The organism is Bacillus cereus group sp. MYBK220-1 (genome assembly GCF_051916445.1).
Lineage (GTDB): Bacteria > Bacillota > Bacilli > Bacillales > Bacillaceae_G > Bacillus_A > Bacillus_A cereus.
The window spans coordinates 990,160-1,005,798 of sequence record NZ_JBQAGQ010000002.1 but is presented as its reverse complement, the minus strand read 5'-3'; the positions used below and the strand labels follow the sequence as shown (position 1 = coordinate 1,005,798).

Below are 15,639 nucleotides of genomic sequence, written 5' to 3'. Positions count from 1 at the left end.
TTATTACAGTAGGTGTAATAAATTCTGACTTTTGAAACATTTCTATTCTATACTGCTTTCATTTCTTTTTCCAGAAATATAACTTAACTCCCGTCATTGACTTGCATCCTTGTAACTTTCAGCGGTAAAACAGTACAAAAAAAAGACAACCCAATCACATACTGGGTTGCCTCTTACATTAAATTGCAAAATGCTTATACTTCTCGTAATCACTCGTCTTACATTCTATTTGTAATTTGGTACCTTCGTTTTCGTAACTCGTAGATAAAACGTGTGCATGATTATTGAAATACGAAACTACCTGTCCTTGATCATATGGAATTAACATTTCACACTTCGTATATTCTTTATAGATGTGTGAGCGAATCATTTCTACAAGTTCTTCAATTCCAACATGTTTCTTCGCTGATAAATAAACGCGATCTTCTTGCACTTTCGGAATTTCAACATCTACCATATCTGATTTATTATAAGCATAGATCGTTGGAATATTTTCTACTCCAATTTTCTTTAACGTTTCATTTGTAATATCAATTAATTGTTCATAATTTGGATTTGCGTAATCTACAACGTGAATAAGTAGGTCTGCTTCCGCTACTTCTTCTAACGTTGAACGGAACGCCTTCACAAGATGATGTGGTAATTTACTTACAAATCCAACTGTATCTGTTAATAAAAATGATTTATTATCTGGCAAATCAATATTTCGTACAGATGTTTCTAACGTCGCGAATAACATATCTTTTTCAAATACTTGTTTTTCTTCTGTACCATTATAAATTTCAAGCATTGCATTCATCGTCGTTGACTTTCCTGCATTCGTATAACCTACTAATGCTACAACAGGTATTTCATTTTTCTTACGCTGCTTTCGTTGCGTTTGACGCTGGGCAACGAGCGCTTCTAAATCTTTATTCAAAACTGAAATTTGTTCTTCAATTTTACGACGGTCTAACTCTAACTTCTTTTCACCGACACCTTTATTTTTCGTACCAACGCCGCCGCTCTGTCTCCCTAACGATTCACGAAGACCGATTAAACGAGGCATCATGTACTGAAGGTGTGCTACTTCTACTTGTAGCTGTGCTTCTTTCGTTTTCGCACGTTGCGCAAAAATATCTAAAATTAAAATGGTACGATCAATTACCTTACAATCTAAATCCTCTTCTAAATTTCGAATTTGTGAAGGAGATAATTCATCATTAAAGATAACCATATTCGCATCTATTTCTTGTACATACGCTGCAACTTCTTCAATCTTTCCTTTTCCGATATAATGCGATGGATTTACTCGTTGTAAATTTTGCGTTACTTGCCCAATTACCTCTACATCACAAGCTTCCGCAAGATTTGTTAACTCTTCCATCGAATATGCAAAATCATCTTCATTACCTACATTTACTCCAACTAAAACTGCTCTTTGTAATACTTCTTCCATATATTTATTCCTCCATTTCGATTACGTAAAATAAAAAACACAGGTCGCTGCCTGTGTTTTCGTAAACGGATAAGGGTTCACCAAAGAAATAGAAGAAAGCTATGCTTTCATCCTATTTTATAGTCAAAAAGTCCCAAGATTGTATACGTATCCACAGTAAGTGTTCACTTATACAATCCCATTCTATTTATAAAGGCAAAACAAAAAGAGGGCGTATTCGTCCCTCCCTCTTTTTCACATATAAGCTTAATAAAGGGTTCCTTTAAAATAGGCAGACCAATCCCGTTCACTCTGTACACAGACAGAGCCTTTGAGCGCTATTCAATTATTGGCACAAAGTATTGAGACGTAATCTGATTAAGATCAAAGGAAGCCCCTCCGTTCATTTTAAGTTACATAAAGTGTAGCATAAGTAATTCGCTTTCACAAGTTTTAACAACCTATATCACACGAAAGAAAATCTTTATATTTTTACTTTAATCGTCATTTTTTGCGAGTTTTTCTCACAATAAAAATAACAAAAACAATCATCAATAACAAACCAATGGAAATAATAGCAACTTGCCGCCAATTTAAACCGCTCACCATCTCACCTTTTAAATCCACTTTCTTCGTCGGAACAGACTCTTTTGCAATTTGACTTAAAGCCGCTTTGTCCGCCCCTGCCTCATCCAATCTCTTCGTTCCACTACAACTATTTGTGTGTAATTGTTTTTCTGATCCTCTTTGAGTAGAAAATACTAAGTACTCTCCTCCTTCTACAAAGCGAAACATACAATCACCACCCTTTGTATATACGATAATTTGCGAAGAAGTTGTCCCTTTCCAAATTTTCTTCACTTCAAATAACACTTCAGTTCCAACCCCTGCTTTCCTTCCAACCTCAATTACTTTTCCCTCAAACACTACATCGTTTTTTTGAAATGCATCTTCTGTTGATACTTTAATACAATCACAAGCATAAGATTTCTCTGGAAAAATAATAAGAATAAAGCTACAAATGATGACGACAGGAAACATGTGTAAAATCCTTTTCAAGGAGCTCAACTCCCTTCATTATCAATTTTAGAAACTTCTCGTATATTATTTTTACAGCACTCGCCAAATTCCTTCATAGTAAGTTAAGTATTATCGTTTTAATACAACAAAAATCTTTATTGACATTTTTATAACCTAATATTAGTATCAGGTTATAAAAATAAAAGTTAGGAGATGTTCCTATGCATTCTAAATCTCGTATTATTGCAATTGGTACTTATGTTCCAGATCAAATATTGTCTAATAACGATTTAGAAAAGATGGTCCATACGAATGATGAATGGATTGTACAAAGAACAGGAATGAAGGAAAGAAGAATCGCTAGCGGCGAAGAATACTCCTCAAACTTAGCCATTAAAGCAATTGAAAATTTATGTACAACATATAAGAAAAACTTAGAAGATGTCGACTGTATCATTGTCGCTACTACTACTGCTGATTACGTTTTCCCTAGTGTTGCTTGCCAAATACAACAATACTTCAACATACCTCATACACTAGCTTTTGATTTAAATGCAACTTGTGCTGGTTTTACATATGGACTACACGTCGGTAATAGCTTAATCACTTCTGGATCACATGAAAAAGTACTTGTCGTAGCGACAGAGACATTATCTAAAGTTACTGATTATACCGATAGAACGACCTGTATTTTATTCGGTGATGGTGCTGGAGCTATTTTATTAGAAAGAGATGAAAACACCCCAAGCTTTATCGCTGCTCACATGGGAACAAACGGTGATGGCGGCATTCATCTATATAGAACAAACTTATCTACTACTATGAATGGCACACCACTGCAAACAAATGAAAAAATCGTTCAAAATGGAAGAGAAGTATATAAATGGGCAACACGCACAGTACCAAAAGGCATAAAAAATTTATTACATACCGTAAATATGCAAGTAGATGATATAGACTGGTTCATACCCCACAGCGCTAACTTACGAATGATCGAATCTATTTGCGAAAAATCTCAAATTCCAATACAAAAAACATTAACGAGCGTGGAATATATGGGGAATACCTCTTCAGTCACCATTCCAATCGCTTTAAATTTAGCTATAAAAGAAGGGAAATTAAATAACGGAGACACACTTTTACTATACGGATTTGGTGGCGGACTTACGCATTTAGGGCTTATTGTAGAGTGGAATTTAATTTAAGTGTATAAAAAGAGGTTCTAGTCAGTAACTAGAACCTCTTTTTCATTTAATTTCTTGCCCCTTTTCGAGACCATATCACAACAGGAATAAGTAATAACGCTAACACGCCTCCAGCCAATGACAATGCCGCATAACTTGAATTCGCTACTACCATACCTGACATTGCTCCACCAGCAGCTCCAGCTAGCGCAATAAAAACATCTATTTTCCCTTGTGTTTTAGCACGTGTAGACGGTGTTGTGGAATCAACGATTTGTGCTGTACCACTTATCAATCCGAGGTTCCATCCTAGCCCAAGTAAAGACAGAGCAACGATTAATAATAATAAAGAATCACTTGGCGCTATCGCAGCTATGACACCCGCTGCAAGTAAAATCACTCCACCAGCTATGCTCATTGTAGTTCGGCCAATTTTATCAATTAACATTCCTGTAACGAGAGATGGAAGATACATTGCACCTACATGAAAACCTATCACAAGTCCTACTGCACTTAAACCGTGACCGTGGTGTCCCATATGAACTGGCGTCATCGTCATAATCGCAACCATCACTATTTGCGTAAGTATCATTACGATTGCTCCAACTGTAATACCTCGTTTATTTTCTTTCGCTTCTTCTATTATTGGTTGTCCTTTATATGTATGTTCCTGTTTATATCTTTCTATTATGTTAGCAATAATCAAAGGATCTGGACGAAGCATAACAAAAAGAACTAGACCCGCCAGTATAAATGCTGCTGCCGATAGTATGAACGGACCTGCAAGTTTAGGAACTCCAATTGAATGAGCAAAACTTCCCATTACCCCTACTAAATTTGGTCCTGCAACTGCACCGAAAGTCGTCATTACCATCGTAATACTAACAGCCGTTGCTCTCTGCTTCTTATCTGCTAAATCTGTACCTGCATAACGAGCTTGTAGATTCGTGGCTGTACCAGCACCATATATAAGTAAAGAAATAAGTAAAAGAATAATACTATTTGTTAAAGCTGCCATTACAACACCAATTGCTCCAAATCCACCTACTATAAACCCTGTTGCAAGACCTATCCGGCGTCCATATCGTTGCGAAAGCTTCCCTACTATGAAAGCTGCTAATGCCGATCCTAATGTAAACATAGCAGTTGGTAATCCTGCAAACGCATCTGTTCCAAGCATTTGCTGCGCAAGAAGTGCGCCCACTGTAATACCAGCAGCTAGTCCTGCACCGCCAAACATTTGTGAAATGCTGACGATTATTAACGTTCGTTTGTATAGTTTTTGTTGCTCTTCTTCTGTGTACACATGATTATCTATTAAAGCCCCTGCCTTATCTAGCAATTCCCCATCCTCCTTTTAAAATTAATCCCTCTTGTTAATGTACTATGTATAACGTTACATATTCAATGGCATTTTCCATTCCTTCCTTTCATTCTAAAAAACTTTCTAATCATACTCGACTTATCCCATGCTATATTAAAAATACTACTATTCACAATAGGCAAGGAGGAAACAATGAAAAAAACAGTAGAATTATGTGAAGCTTGCAAACATGATCCAGTATATAAAATAGAAGAATCCGATCAAGCAAATCAACCTTATAAATTATGTAACCAATGTCATGAGCGTCTTATTTCGTTATCTTTACATCCTAAAGAATGGTACCACCTTGTAATGATTCACTCACCTTATAAATATTATTTGCATGATAGTTTTTATGAAGAAGATGGTAAAGCGAAGCAACCAAAATTAGAGATGAATGAGCACAAACTTACACCCGTGCCCACTTTAGAAGAAGTTCGCTCTAGTTTAGAGGAATTACTTGATTACACCATGACTAGATGGTTTCTTCAAGAAGCAGAAATTGAAGCTCTTAATAGGTACGATCAAAACGAAGTACTAGATGCTGTTATAAACCGCTTTTCAAACACAATGAATGGTGTAATTAAAACTAGATTACTTGAGATTGTTATATGTATACTAGGAGAATTCGCCTCAGATTGGATAAGAAAACTGTGGAAGGCATTTGATGAAGATTTACTTGCACCTCTTTCTCACGCTGCAGCTTATTGTTTACCATTTGAAGAAGCCTTTCCTTTAGTAATAGAAAGGCTAAAAACAGTATTAAAAAGTGAGCTTCCGACCACTTCCTTCATTTGTCTGCATTCTTTTCAATCCTCAGAAACATTAGATTGGATAGAGGAACATGCAGTATCATTTCATAACGATTGGGCGCGATTAGCTGCAGTATCACAACTAACTTGGAGACGAATTAAGTCTTGGCTAACAAAAGGACACCCTTTAAGTTTAATAGCACTTGATGCAATGGTTAGCTGTATACCTGCAAATGAAGATGTACTATATGAAATTGCTCCAAAAATTTTATTAGCAGATCCGTCAGAAATAAAGTCAACCTTAATAGCTTACAAACAAAGAGACAATGTTCCAACTGTCAAAAGAAGTGTTGAAACTATTTTAGAAAACAAGACAGAAATATTTCAATACATGAATCCTTTACAAATATCTATCAAAAAGAAACCACAAAACTTTTTAGTTATGGATGGCACAGTACAAATCCATGAAAACAGACTGGATGAATACGTAGACTTCATTAATACAAACAACTTTACTGATGTTTACATTAATGATCTTAGGTATAGTTTGCACCATATTAATTTTCTTGAACACTGCCCGCAAATTGAAAGCTTACACATTAGTAGTATATATATTACTGATTATTCAGCCCTATATAAATTAAAAAACTTAAAATCTTTATCACTAGAAGAACCACAAGTTCCACTAAACTTAACAGAGCTAGAAAGCTTTACAAATTTAGAGGAACTTCACATAAAGTGTAATAAAAACATTAAAGGCTTCGAATCTTGTCCTAACTTAAAAGAACTATACATTTGGAAATACAAACCGAAACAAAAGAACCTTGAAGAATTAATGTCTTTACAAAAAATTGAAAAACTAAGCATTACACAAGGGAACATTAATTCATTAAAAGGATGTAGGTCATTACCTAAATTAAAGCATTTAGAACTCAATTATTTAAGAAATTTAGAGCATATTGATGAAATTGAAAACAATGCTTCAACTTTAAAACACATCGAATTCGACCATTGCAGTAAGCTTAAAAACCACGAATATTTGCGCTATTTAACGGAATTAGAAACTCTCATCTTATCAAGTTGTGGTAACATACGAAATCTACAATTCATTAAAGAACTACAAAAATTAAAACATTTAAGCTTCGTGGATTCTACGATTGTAGACGGAAATTTAGAATCTTGTGTCGGAATTGATTTTGTTGGTTTTAATAATAAAAGGCATTATAGTCATAAATTTAAAGAATTAAATCCAGATTTTTCATACTAACGTAAGGAAAACAGGCTAATAGCAGCCTGTTTTCCTTTACGCTTCTTCTACTAATCTTCCCCTTCTCTTTTTACTCAAAGCTTTCCCTTCCCAAAACAACAAACTTACGAAAGCACAAATTAAAATAATTGGCACACTTGCTTTATATAAATCTGTAAAACTCATAGCCATCTGATTCTTGGCATAATGATTCACATCATTCGAAAATGTGAGTACCTCTTTCTTTATACTTTCCTCTTGTTTTTCAACTTCTTTTGTCACTTGCCTCATAACTTCTTCTCTTTTTACATCTCTATATTCTACTGGAACTTCTCTTAATATTTCATCCGTCTTGTCGCGAATCAATTCTTCCTTTTTCTCTTTACTTAATCCCATTGTCATTGCATTTTGTTTCTTATTTATATTCGACTCTAAACTTTGATTCTCTATTTTTTCTTTAGTCATTTGTAAAATTTCAGTTTGCTCAGTACTATTCACATGAATATTACGCACCTTTTCTTCTGCATAACGATATACTTTTTCTTTATTTACAGTTAAATTGTGAGTTAAGTTCGAGACAAATATTGCGACCGCCAATACAATTCCGACTTGTCGTAACATTGATACAACACTTTGAGAAGCAGTTAACAATTCTCCTTCAAACGAAGACGCACTTAAAACTGTAATTGGCCCCACTACTAAACCATATCCAACACCTAATATCATACATGGAATAATAATTTCTATATTTGTTGAATGAACATCAATCATTTGCAACCAATAGTAGGAAAGCCCCATAATAAGAAATCCTGACAAAATAATAGTTACTTTTCCGAGTTTTTTAATTAAAGTTGCTGCAACTGGTGAGACAAAAAATATCATTGCTGAAATAGGTGTCACTAAAAAAGCCGCTTCAATTTCCGTTCGACCTTGTAGTTTCGTCAAGAACGTTGGAAGCAATACAGTAACTCCAATTAAAAATAAATTACTTAATATAACAACGATAGACGCTCCGACAAACATTCGATCTTGAAATAACTTTAAATTCACCATTGGATTATGAATCTTTCGTTCTACTAAAACAAATAGAATAAGAGAAATAGTGCTAATTGCATAACAAGACAAAGCAATATTACTTTGCCATCCCCATGTATTACCTTTTACTAATATGAGAGTAAATGAAAAAATTGCTGTGCTACTTAATAGTAGTCCTATCCAATCTATTTTTGAGATAATACGTTCTTCATTTTTTATTTGTAGCATGATGCAACATAACACGATTCCTATTATACAAACCGGAACATTAACGAAGAACACCCATCTCCATCCTAAATTTTGTGTAATAATTCCACCTATTACTGGTCCCATAGCAGCTGACAATCCTTGTGTTACTCCTAAAATCGCAAGCGCAACATGCCTCTTAGCTAATGGCATAGCTGATACACCAATTACCATACTTGTTGGAAATAAAATCGCTGCCCCAATACTTTGTATAAAACGAGAAAAAATAAGAAAATCACCTGTATTAGCAAAAGCGCAAAGTACCGATCCACCACCAAAAATCACCAGACCCAGAATATACATCTTTGCTTTTCCAAAGATATCAGCTATCCGCCCTAACGGAATGGCAAGTACTGCAATCGTCATTGTATAAACATTTAATACCCAAGACATCTTTTCTAATGAAGTATTTACACTCGATTGTATTGCCGGTAAAGCTATATTCATAATTGTCGTATCAATCATACAAAGAAAGATACCTAGACACATTAAAAAGACAATCTTAATACCCTTTGATTGCTCCATCTTTATATACCCCTTTATTTATTGTGAATGCGTTTTTCATTCTTCTGTTTTATTGTTTTCTTTTGCCTCTAACTCTTCTAATTTTCTCTTCAAAGTCTCCACTTGTGCACTATACGATGCAATACCTACATCTAGTGAAATTTCTTCGACGAAAGTAATACCTACTCTCCACTTTTCATATTTCAATCGAAGATCTGCAATGTACGCTTCTTTTCTTTCAATTTCATCTTTAATCCATTTTTTTATTGTCACATCATCACTATAGTTGCCAAAATACATTCTCATTAAAAAATCCGAACGTAAAACATCCTTCTCTACAGGCGTCTGCATGTATTGATAAAACTCTTCACGTCCTTCATCTGTAATAAAGTACATTTTCTTATTCGGTTTCCCCTCTTGCATGACAACCTCTTTTTTTATTTTCCCTTCATTCTCCAATTGTCGTAACGTTGGATAAATCATTCCAAAACTTCCATCAAAAAAATGAGTAAATACGTCTTCAAACACAATTTTAATATCGTAACCAGACAATTCCTTTTCCATTAATAAACCTAAAACAACATCTCTTCCCTTCAAAGTAAAACCCCCACATAGTATATAATCAATAATCATATTAACAATGTTAATACGATTATTGATTATATACCTTATTCTGTTAATTGTAAAATGTTTCTAAATAAAAAAGTCCCATAATTTGGTTTCACCAATTCACAGGACCATTTTCTTTTTTACTCTTTAACACCTACATCTTGCAAAACTTCAATATCCTCTTTCATTTCATAATAATAAGAAGGCAATTCTATACCATGTTCTAAGAAATAATCCTCTATGAATGAAATAATGATTTTTAACGTTTTCACACGGGCATACAATTTATCGTTACTTTCAATAATATGCCACTTCGCATTTGGCTTACTTGTTCTTTCAAACATGTCTTCCATCGCTTCAACATACTCATCCCATTTTTCACGATTACGCCAATCTTCGTCTGTAATTTTCCATCTTTTCAAAGGATTTTTCTCTCTATCTTTAAATCTCTTTAACTGTTCCTCTTTACTTATATGGTAGAAGAACTTCCCTATTATGTAATGGTCATCTGTTAGTAGTTTTTCAAAATCATTAATCTCATCATATGCTCTCATCCACTCTTCCTTTGTAGCAAATCCTTCAACACGCTCAACTAACACACGACCGTACCATGAGCGATCAAAAATGGTGATTTGCCCGTACTGTGGAATTTTGCGCCAGAAACGTTGCAAATAATGGTAACGTTTTTCATGAGGTGCAGGCGCTCCAATTGGATTTACTTGGAACCCACGCGGGTCAAGATGTTCCGTCACCCGCTTAATTGCCCCACCTTTACCAGCCGCATCCCATCCTTCCATAACAAGCATAACCGCGATTTTTTCTTCTTTCAAAATTTGCTGTAATGCTAATAAGCGCCTTTGATATTTTTCGAGTTTCTTGTTGTACTTAGATTTTGATTCAATTTTTTTCGTTAAGTCTACTTTAGCAAGATGTCCATTTTCCATAAAACAAATCCCCCTTGTTGTATGACAATGTTATTTTAACATATTTTTGGGAATTTTTTCATATCCTAAATAGCTGTGTAGAAACATCTTTACACAGCTTCCTTCTCTAATTTCACATATACAAGCACATTTAACTACATTAAAATAAATAATTTATACGGAACTCTTAGTATTTTTTTATTAAAACGTAAAAATAACCCTTTTAAAAAGGGCAGCAATCTAAGTATAGAAAAAACAAATTTATTCTTTCTTACTACATAGGTAATGATGCTAGCTATAAGAGTAGTGAATAAGATATTGATTCACCACTCACAACAACCACTTTACATTATATGGTATATTTACTCGTAAAAAGAAGATAATAACAAGTAAATCCATTAAAGAATGGGAGCTCTAAAAAATGAAACGAAAAATATTAACTCTCTTTACGCTTATATGTTTAGCACTACCAATGCAAGCTAATGCTTACACATTTCAGTCACTACCGATTGCGTCAAAGTCTAAACAATGGTATGTCGAAATTGATAAATCTCATAACTCAAACAAGCAAGCAATTCAGCCAAAACAAGGTGTATTTGATACGTATAGTTTACTCGTAAAAAACATCGGTCATGATGTATCAAATGTATCTGTGGAAATACTTGATAACAATCCTACCTCTAAGGCTACCTTTAAACCTACTACACCTAATGAAAATATTTCTAAAAGTCATACAAGCTTTGACTACATGGTATTCCCATTAGACTTTAATAGTCATAATTTTAAAGTTGTAATCACTTGGGAAGAAAAGAATTTCTCTTATAACGGCCATCCGGTAAATGAAGGTAAAAAAATGAAACAAACATTTGTATTTAATGAAGACTAAGTCCTAATTTCTTTAGGGCTTAGTCTTCTTTTTTGAAACCTGCTTGTATCGCTTCCGTCACTTCTTTTGTGATTTCTAATTTTGTTGCTTCCATACTAATTTTTTTGTGCCAAATGTGTATGGAAGGCTTTTCATTACAAAGATGTTTTATTAATACTAGTTGATTATATGCTAAGTTATTTTCTATATAGGTCTAGCCCTCTTTTCCCATATAATCAATTAAATCGACGAATACTCGGTACAGACAATGCTATTCCAATTGTTAAAATTACTAAACTAGCTAGTGTTATAATAGTTATCTCGCCACCTATGACAGTAGCTAACCAGCCTACAACTACGTATCCTAATGGCAATAAAGCAAAAGAACCCAACATATCAAGGCTTGCCACTCTTCCGAATGCTTCTTCTGGTACAAGCTCCTGTAAACTCGTTTCCCAAATGAGTCCAAATATCATCATGCCAAATCCTTCAATTGCCATTAAGAATATTAAAGCGGGTGCCCAAGAAATGAATGGCATAATTAATAAAGCAATGCCACTCATTAAAACACCTCCATAAGCCAGTAATCCTCTCTTATGCCACAGCTCTTTCCCACCAAATATTAATGCGGCAATTACAGCCCCACCACCAGAAAAGGCCATGCCAAGTCCATACACGTAAGCTTCAAAATGATGATGAACATTAAATAACCATGGAATTAATACGACGATAATGCCGGCATAACAAATATTTATAAAAGAAAAAACTAAAATTGTAATCCACAGCCACGGATGACTTTTTAAAACTAAAACACCTTCCATAAACTCTTGTTTGTAATTAAGCTTACTCTTTTCAATGGGTTTTACTTTTTTAAACTTAATTTCTTTTAAAAATAATAAACATAAAAATGATAATAAGTACGTTGCTGCATCTAGTCCGAAACCTATCCCTGCAGATGCAACCGATACGATTAACCCACCAAGTGCTGGCCCAATTAATCGTATACCTTGATTACTCATTTGAGTGAGTGCGTTAGCTGCATTACGAATTTCAGGGACGAATACTTTCGCCCTTACAGCAGAATATGCTGGCTGGAATATCCCTTCCATAAGTCCGTATATGGCAACGAGAATATATAAAATCGTAATTGTTAATAAATCCATAAATATAAGCGATGCAAGTAATAGCATTAATATACAGCGGATTATATCCGTAAATAACATTAACCTAACCCGATCAATTCGGTCTACAATTAAACCCGCAAACGGTAAAGCAAGAATATTAGGTAGCATGTACATTGCCATCGTCATCCCCATTACAACTGTTGAACCAGTTAATGAATACACAACAACTGGAAGTATGACCATAGTTATCGAACTACCTAAGGCCGAGAGTAATTGTCCAATCCATAAAAACTTAAAGTGCGTTGATACTTTAACTGGTAATAATAATTTTCCAATATAACCTAAACTTTTCTCCTTTTGTATTTCTCCTTGCATGTCTCTCCCCTCTTTTCGAATGACTATAGAATTTATAATATATAACTGAAAATTTATAACATTCCATTTCTAATTATATAAGAAACAATTATGTTATGGTAAAATTATCAAAAAAATATAAAGGAGAATACATCATTATGCCTCCAAATTCACATAACATCGAACATCAGATCTATACAATGTGTATGATCCAACGTAACAATGAAATTTTACTCATAAAACGCCCCAGCCATCGAGGTTTCCCTGGCTACATCGCTCCTGGCGGCAAAGTAGATTTCCCCGAAAGTATCGTTCAAGCCGCTATAAGAGAAGTAAAAGAAGAAACCGGATTACTTGTTTCGGATTTAATTTTTAAGGGATTAGATGAATATGTAAATCCGAAAGGGAATGTTCGGTACATGGTATTCAACTATTGGACAGACTCATTTGAAGGTGAACTTCTTTTGAACCCTCCTGAGGGTGAATTATTATGGATACCAATCGATACAGCACTAAAGCTACCTATGCAAACTTGGTTTAAAGAAAGATTCCCATTATTTTTTGAAACAGGCACATTTGAAATTCAACGTGTTTGGGATAATGAGCTAAATAAACAAATTTCTATGACAATTACCCATACATAAAAAAGCTTGGAAACCCATCCAAGCCTTTCTTACTTCTGTGCAATTTTTTCAATCTTATAATGAATATGTAAAAATTCAAGTCCAAATAGCCACATGATATGATGAGCTGTTAACATTTTATCCTTACCCTCTGTAATGATGAAAGTCTCTGCTAACGGTAAACGGATTGTTAAGAACCGAGTATGTAAATAAATCCCCTCATCTCCCTGACCATTTTCTCTTAACTTACTAGTAATGATTAAATCATGACTATCATTATATAGTTTCAAAATACCAGTCATATTCGAATAAGGTAAAGGTAAGGCGATATTCATATATGTCTCATTCTTATTTGTATGCTTTGAATAAAGAGCTACAAAAATAGATTCACCTGCTTCATTTTTCCTTATCCAAGCCCTTACATTCTCTCTTCCATCTTTCTCATCTATTACACTAATGATAGAGCCATGCATCGTTTCCCAATTGCCGCCCATCCCTAAATGTATTTGTTCCACACGCTTGCTCATTTTCTCATAGCAAAGTGCGAACGGACGGAACCAACGAGCCCATTTAATATTCGATTGCAATTCATACTCTGCTGTATTTTCATAAAAATGAATCATACTTAAAGGAACCTTCGTCACATCAAATGCCTCACTATGAAAGTCATTTACTTTATCGACTAAACCGTTGTATTCCTTACTGTCTACTAAATTGTTGCTATATAAATAAGCCTCACCAATTGCCACATTTCCTCTTAACTTACTCATTGGTTTCCCATAGTATTTATAATTCGGAACACTCTTTTCAATCACCCAGCCGATAAATGCCGGTAAAGCTACTCCAATTCCATTGACAACACCATGAATCCAAACCATTTGAGCAATTGTAATCGTCATTACATGCTTCAAATTTCCGTATGAATATATAAGTGAGAACATAATTGTAACCATGAGTGTACTAGACGAAACGATTAGAAGAATCTTTGCACTGATAGCATTAAATTTTGCTCTCCAAACGTAAAATCCATACCCATAAATTGCACATAAATATAGGAACACTGCAAAAAATTCAAATATTCTTGAGTATGTAATTCCTATTGCAACTGTCATAGGTGAAATCATGATGATAAACATAATAGCATCATACACTTTACTTCTCTTTTCTCTTTTTCTCCCTATTAAACCAGCTGATAATGGCAATAGAAACGCCGAATAATGAAAATGTGCAGCTGTGAGTAAAACAATGTCAGAGCTAAAATGCATAATTGAAAGTTTTGCTACTGAAGCAAAAAACCAAAAACCACCTAAAAACAAATAAATAAACGCACTATCTATGACGGTCTCCTCTAACAGCTTCCATCCTCTTTCTAGCAATCTACTTACACCAAATAACGCAACAATTCCTGTATATACAAACCAAACTAGCGCAAATACATATTGATTTGTGACGAAAGCTAGCATTGCACAAATTGCTGCGATTGGATATAAAAATGATACGGATTTATAAAATAATAATTGCGATCCATCTCTTTTTCTTTTATCAATAATACAAAGTGACATTGGTATAAATAATAAAACAGATAATAATATAATTGCTTCAACAGGATTTATATTTGACCACTCACATATTAGAAAAATAACATAACAAGCAAGCCCAAATATTATATTTTTCATATCGTTTATTCCCTTTCCACAAATGTTCCCTTATATGAAAAAAGCGAACCAATTAACGGGTTTCGTACTTGTACATGAATTCGAAAACACTGAAGTGTTTCATCATAACTTTCAACAATTTTTGCCTCACCATACAAAAATTTTGGTAACGGCATTTTTCTTCCAAACATATAAAACCATTGTTTCTTTGAAGAAATATGCATTGCACCTAACTCATCGATATGAAAATGCAGTGTAGAAACGAGTAAATGTGGTTCACCAAAATAATCTAAAATTTCATTTTCGTTTTCATCCAATTGCATAACTGCATTAAAATATCTTTTCTTATTTCACCTATTGATTCCCCTTCTCCAGCTATTTCAAGCCCAAATCCAATCTTTGTTTTATACAAAAACTTCTGTGGTTCTCCTTCTTTTTTCTCTAAATACGAAATTTCAGTAAAGCGAGCATCCCACTCTGTATGTATATGTGGTTCTTGCGTATATTCCCATAATTTTTCCATCGTCGTGTTCATTTTTGTCGCAACATAAATAGGCTGTTTCCTTTTCATTCTCCCCACCTCCTATGCACTATAAGTTTAATGTACATGCAATGAATTTATTTTGCTACATTTTTCACAAACTTCCTCAGAAAAAAGAAAGAATTTTTAAAATATATATAAAACACTTGATTCCCCGAAAAATTTAAATTATTATAAA

12 protein-coding genes and 2 pseudogenes are annotated in these 15,639 nt (G+C 34.1%); 4 read left to right on the top strand and 10 right to left on the bottom strand.

Annotated elements, in window-relative coordinates:
- Positions 1–178: 178 nt before the first annotated feature.
- Both hflX and ACTFRU_RS12135 read right to left on the bottom strand, forming a co-directional pair.
- Positions 179–1,438 carry a GTPase HflX gene (gene hflX, locus ACTFRU_RS12140; RefSeq protein ID WP_000393283.1) on the bottom strand — a complete coding sequence of 420 codons (1,260 nt, stop codon included), beginning with the start codon at positions 1,436–1,438 and terminating at the stop codon, positions 179–181.
- A 483-nt stretch (positions 1,439–1,921) separates the two neighbouring features.
- Positions 1,922–2,458, bottom strand: coding sequence for a hypothetical protein (locus tag ACTFRU_RS12135; protein ID WP_002204811.1), 537 nt, complete (start codon positions 2,456–2,458; stop codon positions 1,922–1,924).
- Between the two features lie 200 nt (positions 2,459–2,658).
- Here ACTFRU_RS12135 and ACTFRU_RS12130 point away from each other — a divergent pair, with 200 nt between their 5' ends.
- Entirely contained in the window at positions 2,659–3,642 is a 984-nt protein-coding gene (locus tag ACTFRU_RS12130) for a ketoacyl-ACP synthase III (protein WP_290102307.1), read from the top strand.
- A 46-nt stretch (positions 3,643–3,688) separates the two neighbouring features.
- Here ACTFRU_RS12130 and ACTFRU_RS12125 read toward each other — a convergent pair whose 3' ends face one another.
- On the bottom strand, positions 3,689–4,963 hold the full coding sequence (locus ACTFRU_RS12125; protein ID WP_025710149.1) for an MFS transporter: 1,275 nt from the start codon (positions 4,961–4,963) through the stop codon (positions 3,689–3,691).
- Between the two features lie 174 nt (positions 4,964–5,137).
- Between ACTFRU_RS12125 and ACTFRU_RS12120 the strand changes: the two genes are divergently transcribed.
- A complete protein-coding gene (locus ACTFRU_RS12120) occupies positions 5,138–7,003 on the top strand; it encodes a hypothetical protein (RefSeq protein WP_025710150.1) in 1,866 nt (621 codons plus the stop codon).
- A 36-nt stretch (positions 7,004–7,039) separates the two neighbouring features.
- Here ACTFRU_RS12120 and ACTFRU_RS12115 read toward each other — a convergent pair whose 3' ends face one another.
- The 3 genes from ACTFRU_RS12115 to ACTFRU_RS12105 all read right to left on the bottom strand — a co-directional run bounded on the left by ACTFRU_RS12115 (position 7,040) and on the right by ACTFRU_RS12105 (position 10,320).
- Entirely contained in the window at positions 7,040–8,788 is a 1,749-nt protein-coding gene (locus ACTFRU_RS12115) for an MDR family MFS transporter (RefSeq protein ID WP_063264146.1), read from the bottom strand.
- Between the two features lie 36 nt (positions 8,789–8,824).
- Positions 8,825–9,364, bottom strand: a complete 540-nt coding sequence (locus ACTFRU_RS12110) for a PadR family transcriptional regulator (RefSeq protein ID WP_006916931.1) — start codon at positions 9,362–9,364, stop codon at positions 8,825–8,827.
- 152 nt (positions 9,365–9,516) lie between these two features.
- A complete protein-coding gene (locus ACTFRU_RS12105; protein WP_016082097.1) occupies positions 9,517–10,320 on the bottom strand; it encodes a polyphosphate kinase 2 family protein in 804 nt (267 codons plus the stop codon).
- A 400-nt stretch (positions 10,321–10,720) separates the two neighbouring features.
- Between ACTFRU_RS12105 and ACTFRU_RS12100 the strand changes: the two genes are divergently transcribed.
- On the top strand, positions 10,721–11,185 hold the full coding sequence (locus tag ACTFRU_RS12100; RefSeq protein ID WP_025710152.1) for a hypothetical protein: 465 nt from the start codon (positions 10,721–10,723) through the stop codon (positions 11,183–11,185).
- A gap of 215 nt (positions 11,186–11,400) precedes the next feature.
- Here the strand turns inward: ACTFRU_RS12100 and ACTFRU_RS12095 are convergent, their stop codons facing one another.
- Positions 11,401–12,663 carry an MFS transporter gene (locus ACTFRU_RS12095; RefSeq protein ID WP_001161164.1) on the bottom strand — a complete coding sequence of 421 codons (1,263 nt, stop codon included), beginning with the start codon at positions 12,661–12,663 and terminating at the stop codon, positions 11,401–11,403.
- A 137-nt stretch (positions 12,664–12,800) separates the two neighbouring features.
- Between ACTFRU_RS12095 and ACTFRU_RS12090 the strand changes: the two genes are divergently transcribed.
- A complete protein-coding gene (locus ACTFRU_RS12090) occupies positions 12,801–13,286 on the top strand; it encodes an 8-oxo-dGTP diphosphatase (RefSeq protein ID WP_163093545.1) in 486 nt (161 codons plus the stop codon).
- Between the two features lie 29 nt (positions 13,287–13,315).
- Here ACTFRU_RS12090 and ACTFRU_RS12085 read toward each other — a convergent pair whose 3' ends face one another.
- From ACTFRU_RS12085 to ACTFRU_RS12075, 3 genes and pseudogenes are all read right to left on the bottom strand, one after another.
- Positions 13,316–14,941 carry a YndJ family protein gene (locus tag ACTFRU_RS12085; RefSeq protein ID WP_290102306.1) on the bottom strand — a complete coding sequence of 542 codons (1,626 nt, stop codon included), beginning with the start codon at positions 14,939–14,941 and terminating at the stop codon, positions 13,316–13,318.
- A 5-nt stretch (positions 14,942–14,946) separates the two neighbouring features.
- Positions 14,947–15,270: pseudogene (locus tag ACTFRU_RS12080) on the bottom strand (DUF4166 domain-containing protein); the annotation flags it as partial.
- Positions 15,258–15,491 (bottom strand): annotated as a pseudogene (locus tag ACTFRU_RS12075) (hypothetical protein); the annotation flags it as partial. The pseudogenes ACTFRU_RS12080 and ACTFRU_RS12075, both read right to left, overlap by 13 nt.
- Positions 15,492–15,639: the final 148 nt, after the last annotated feature.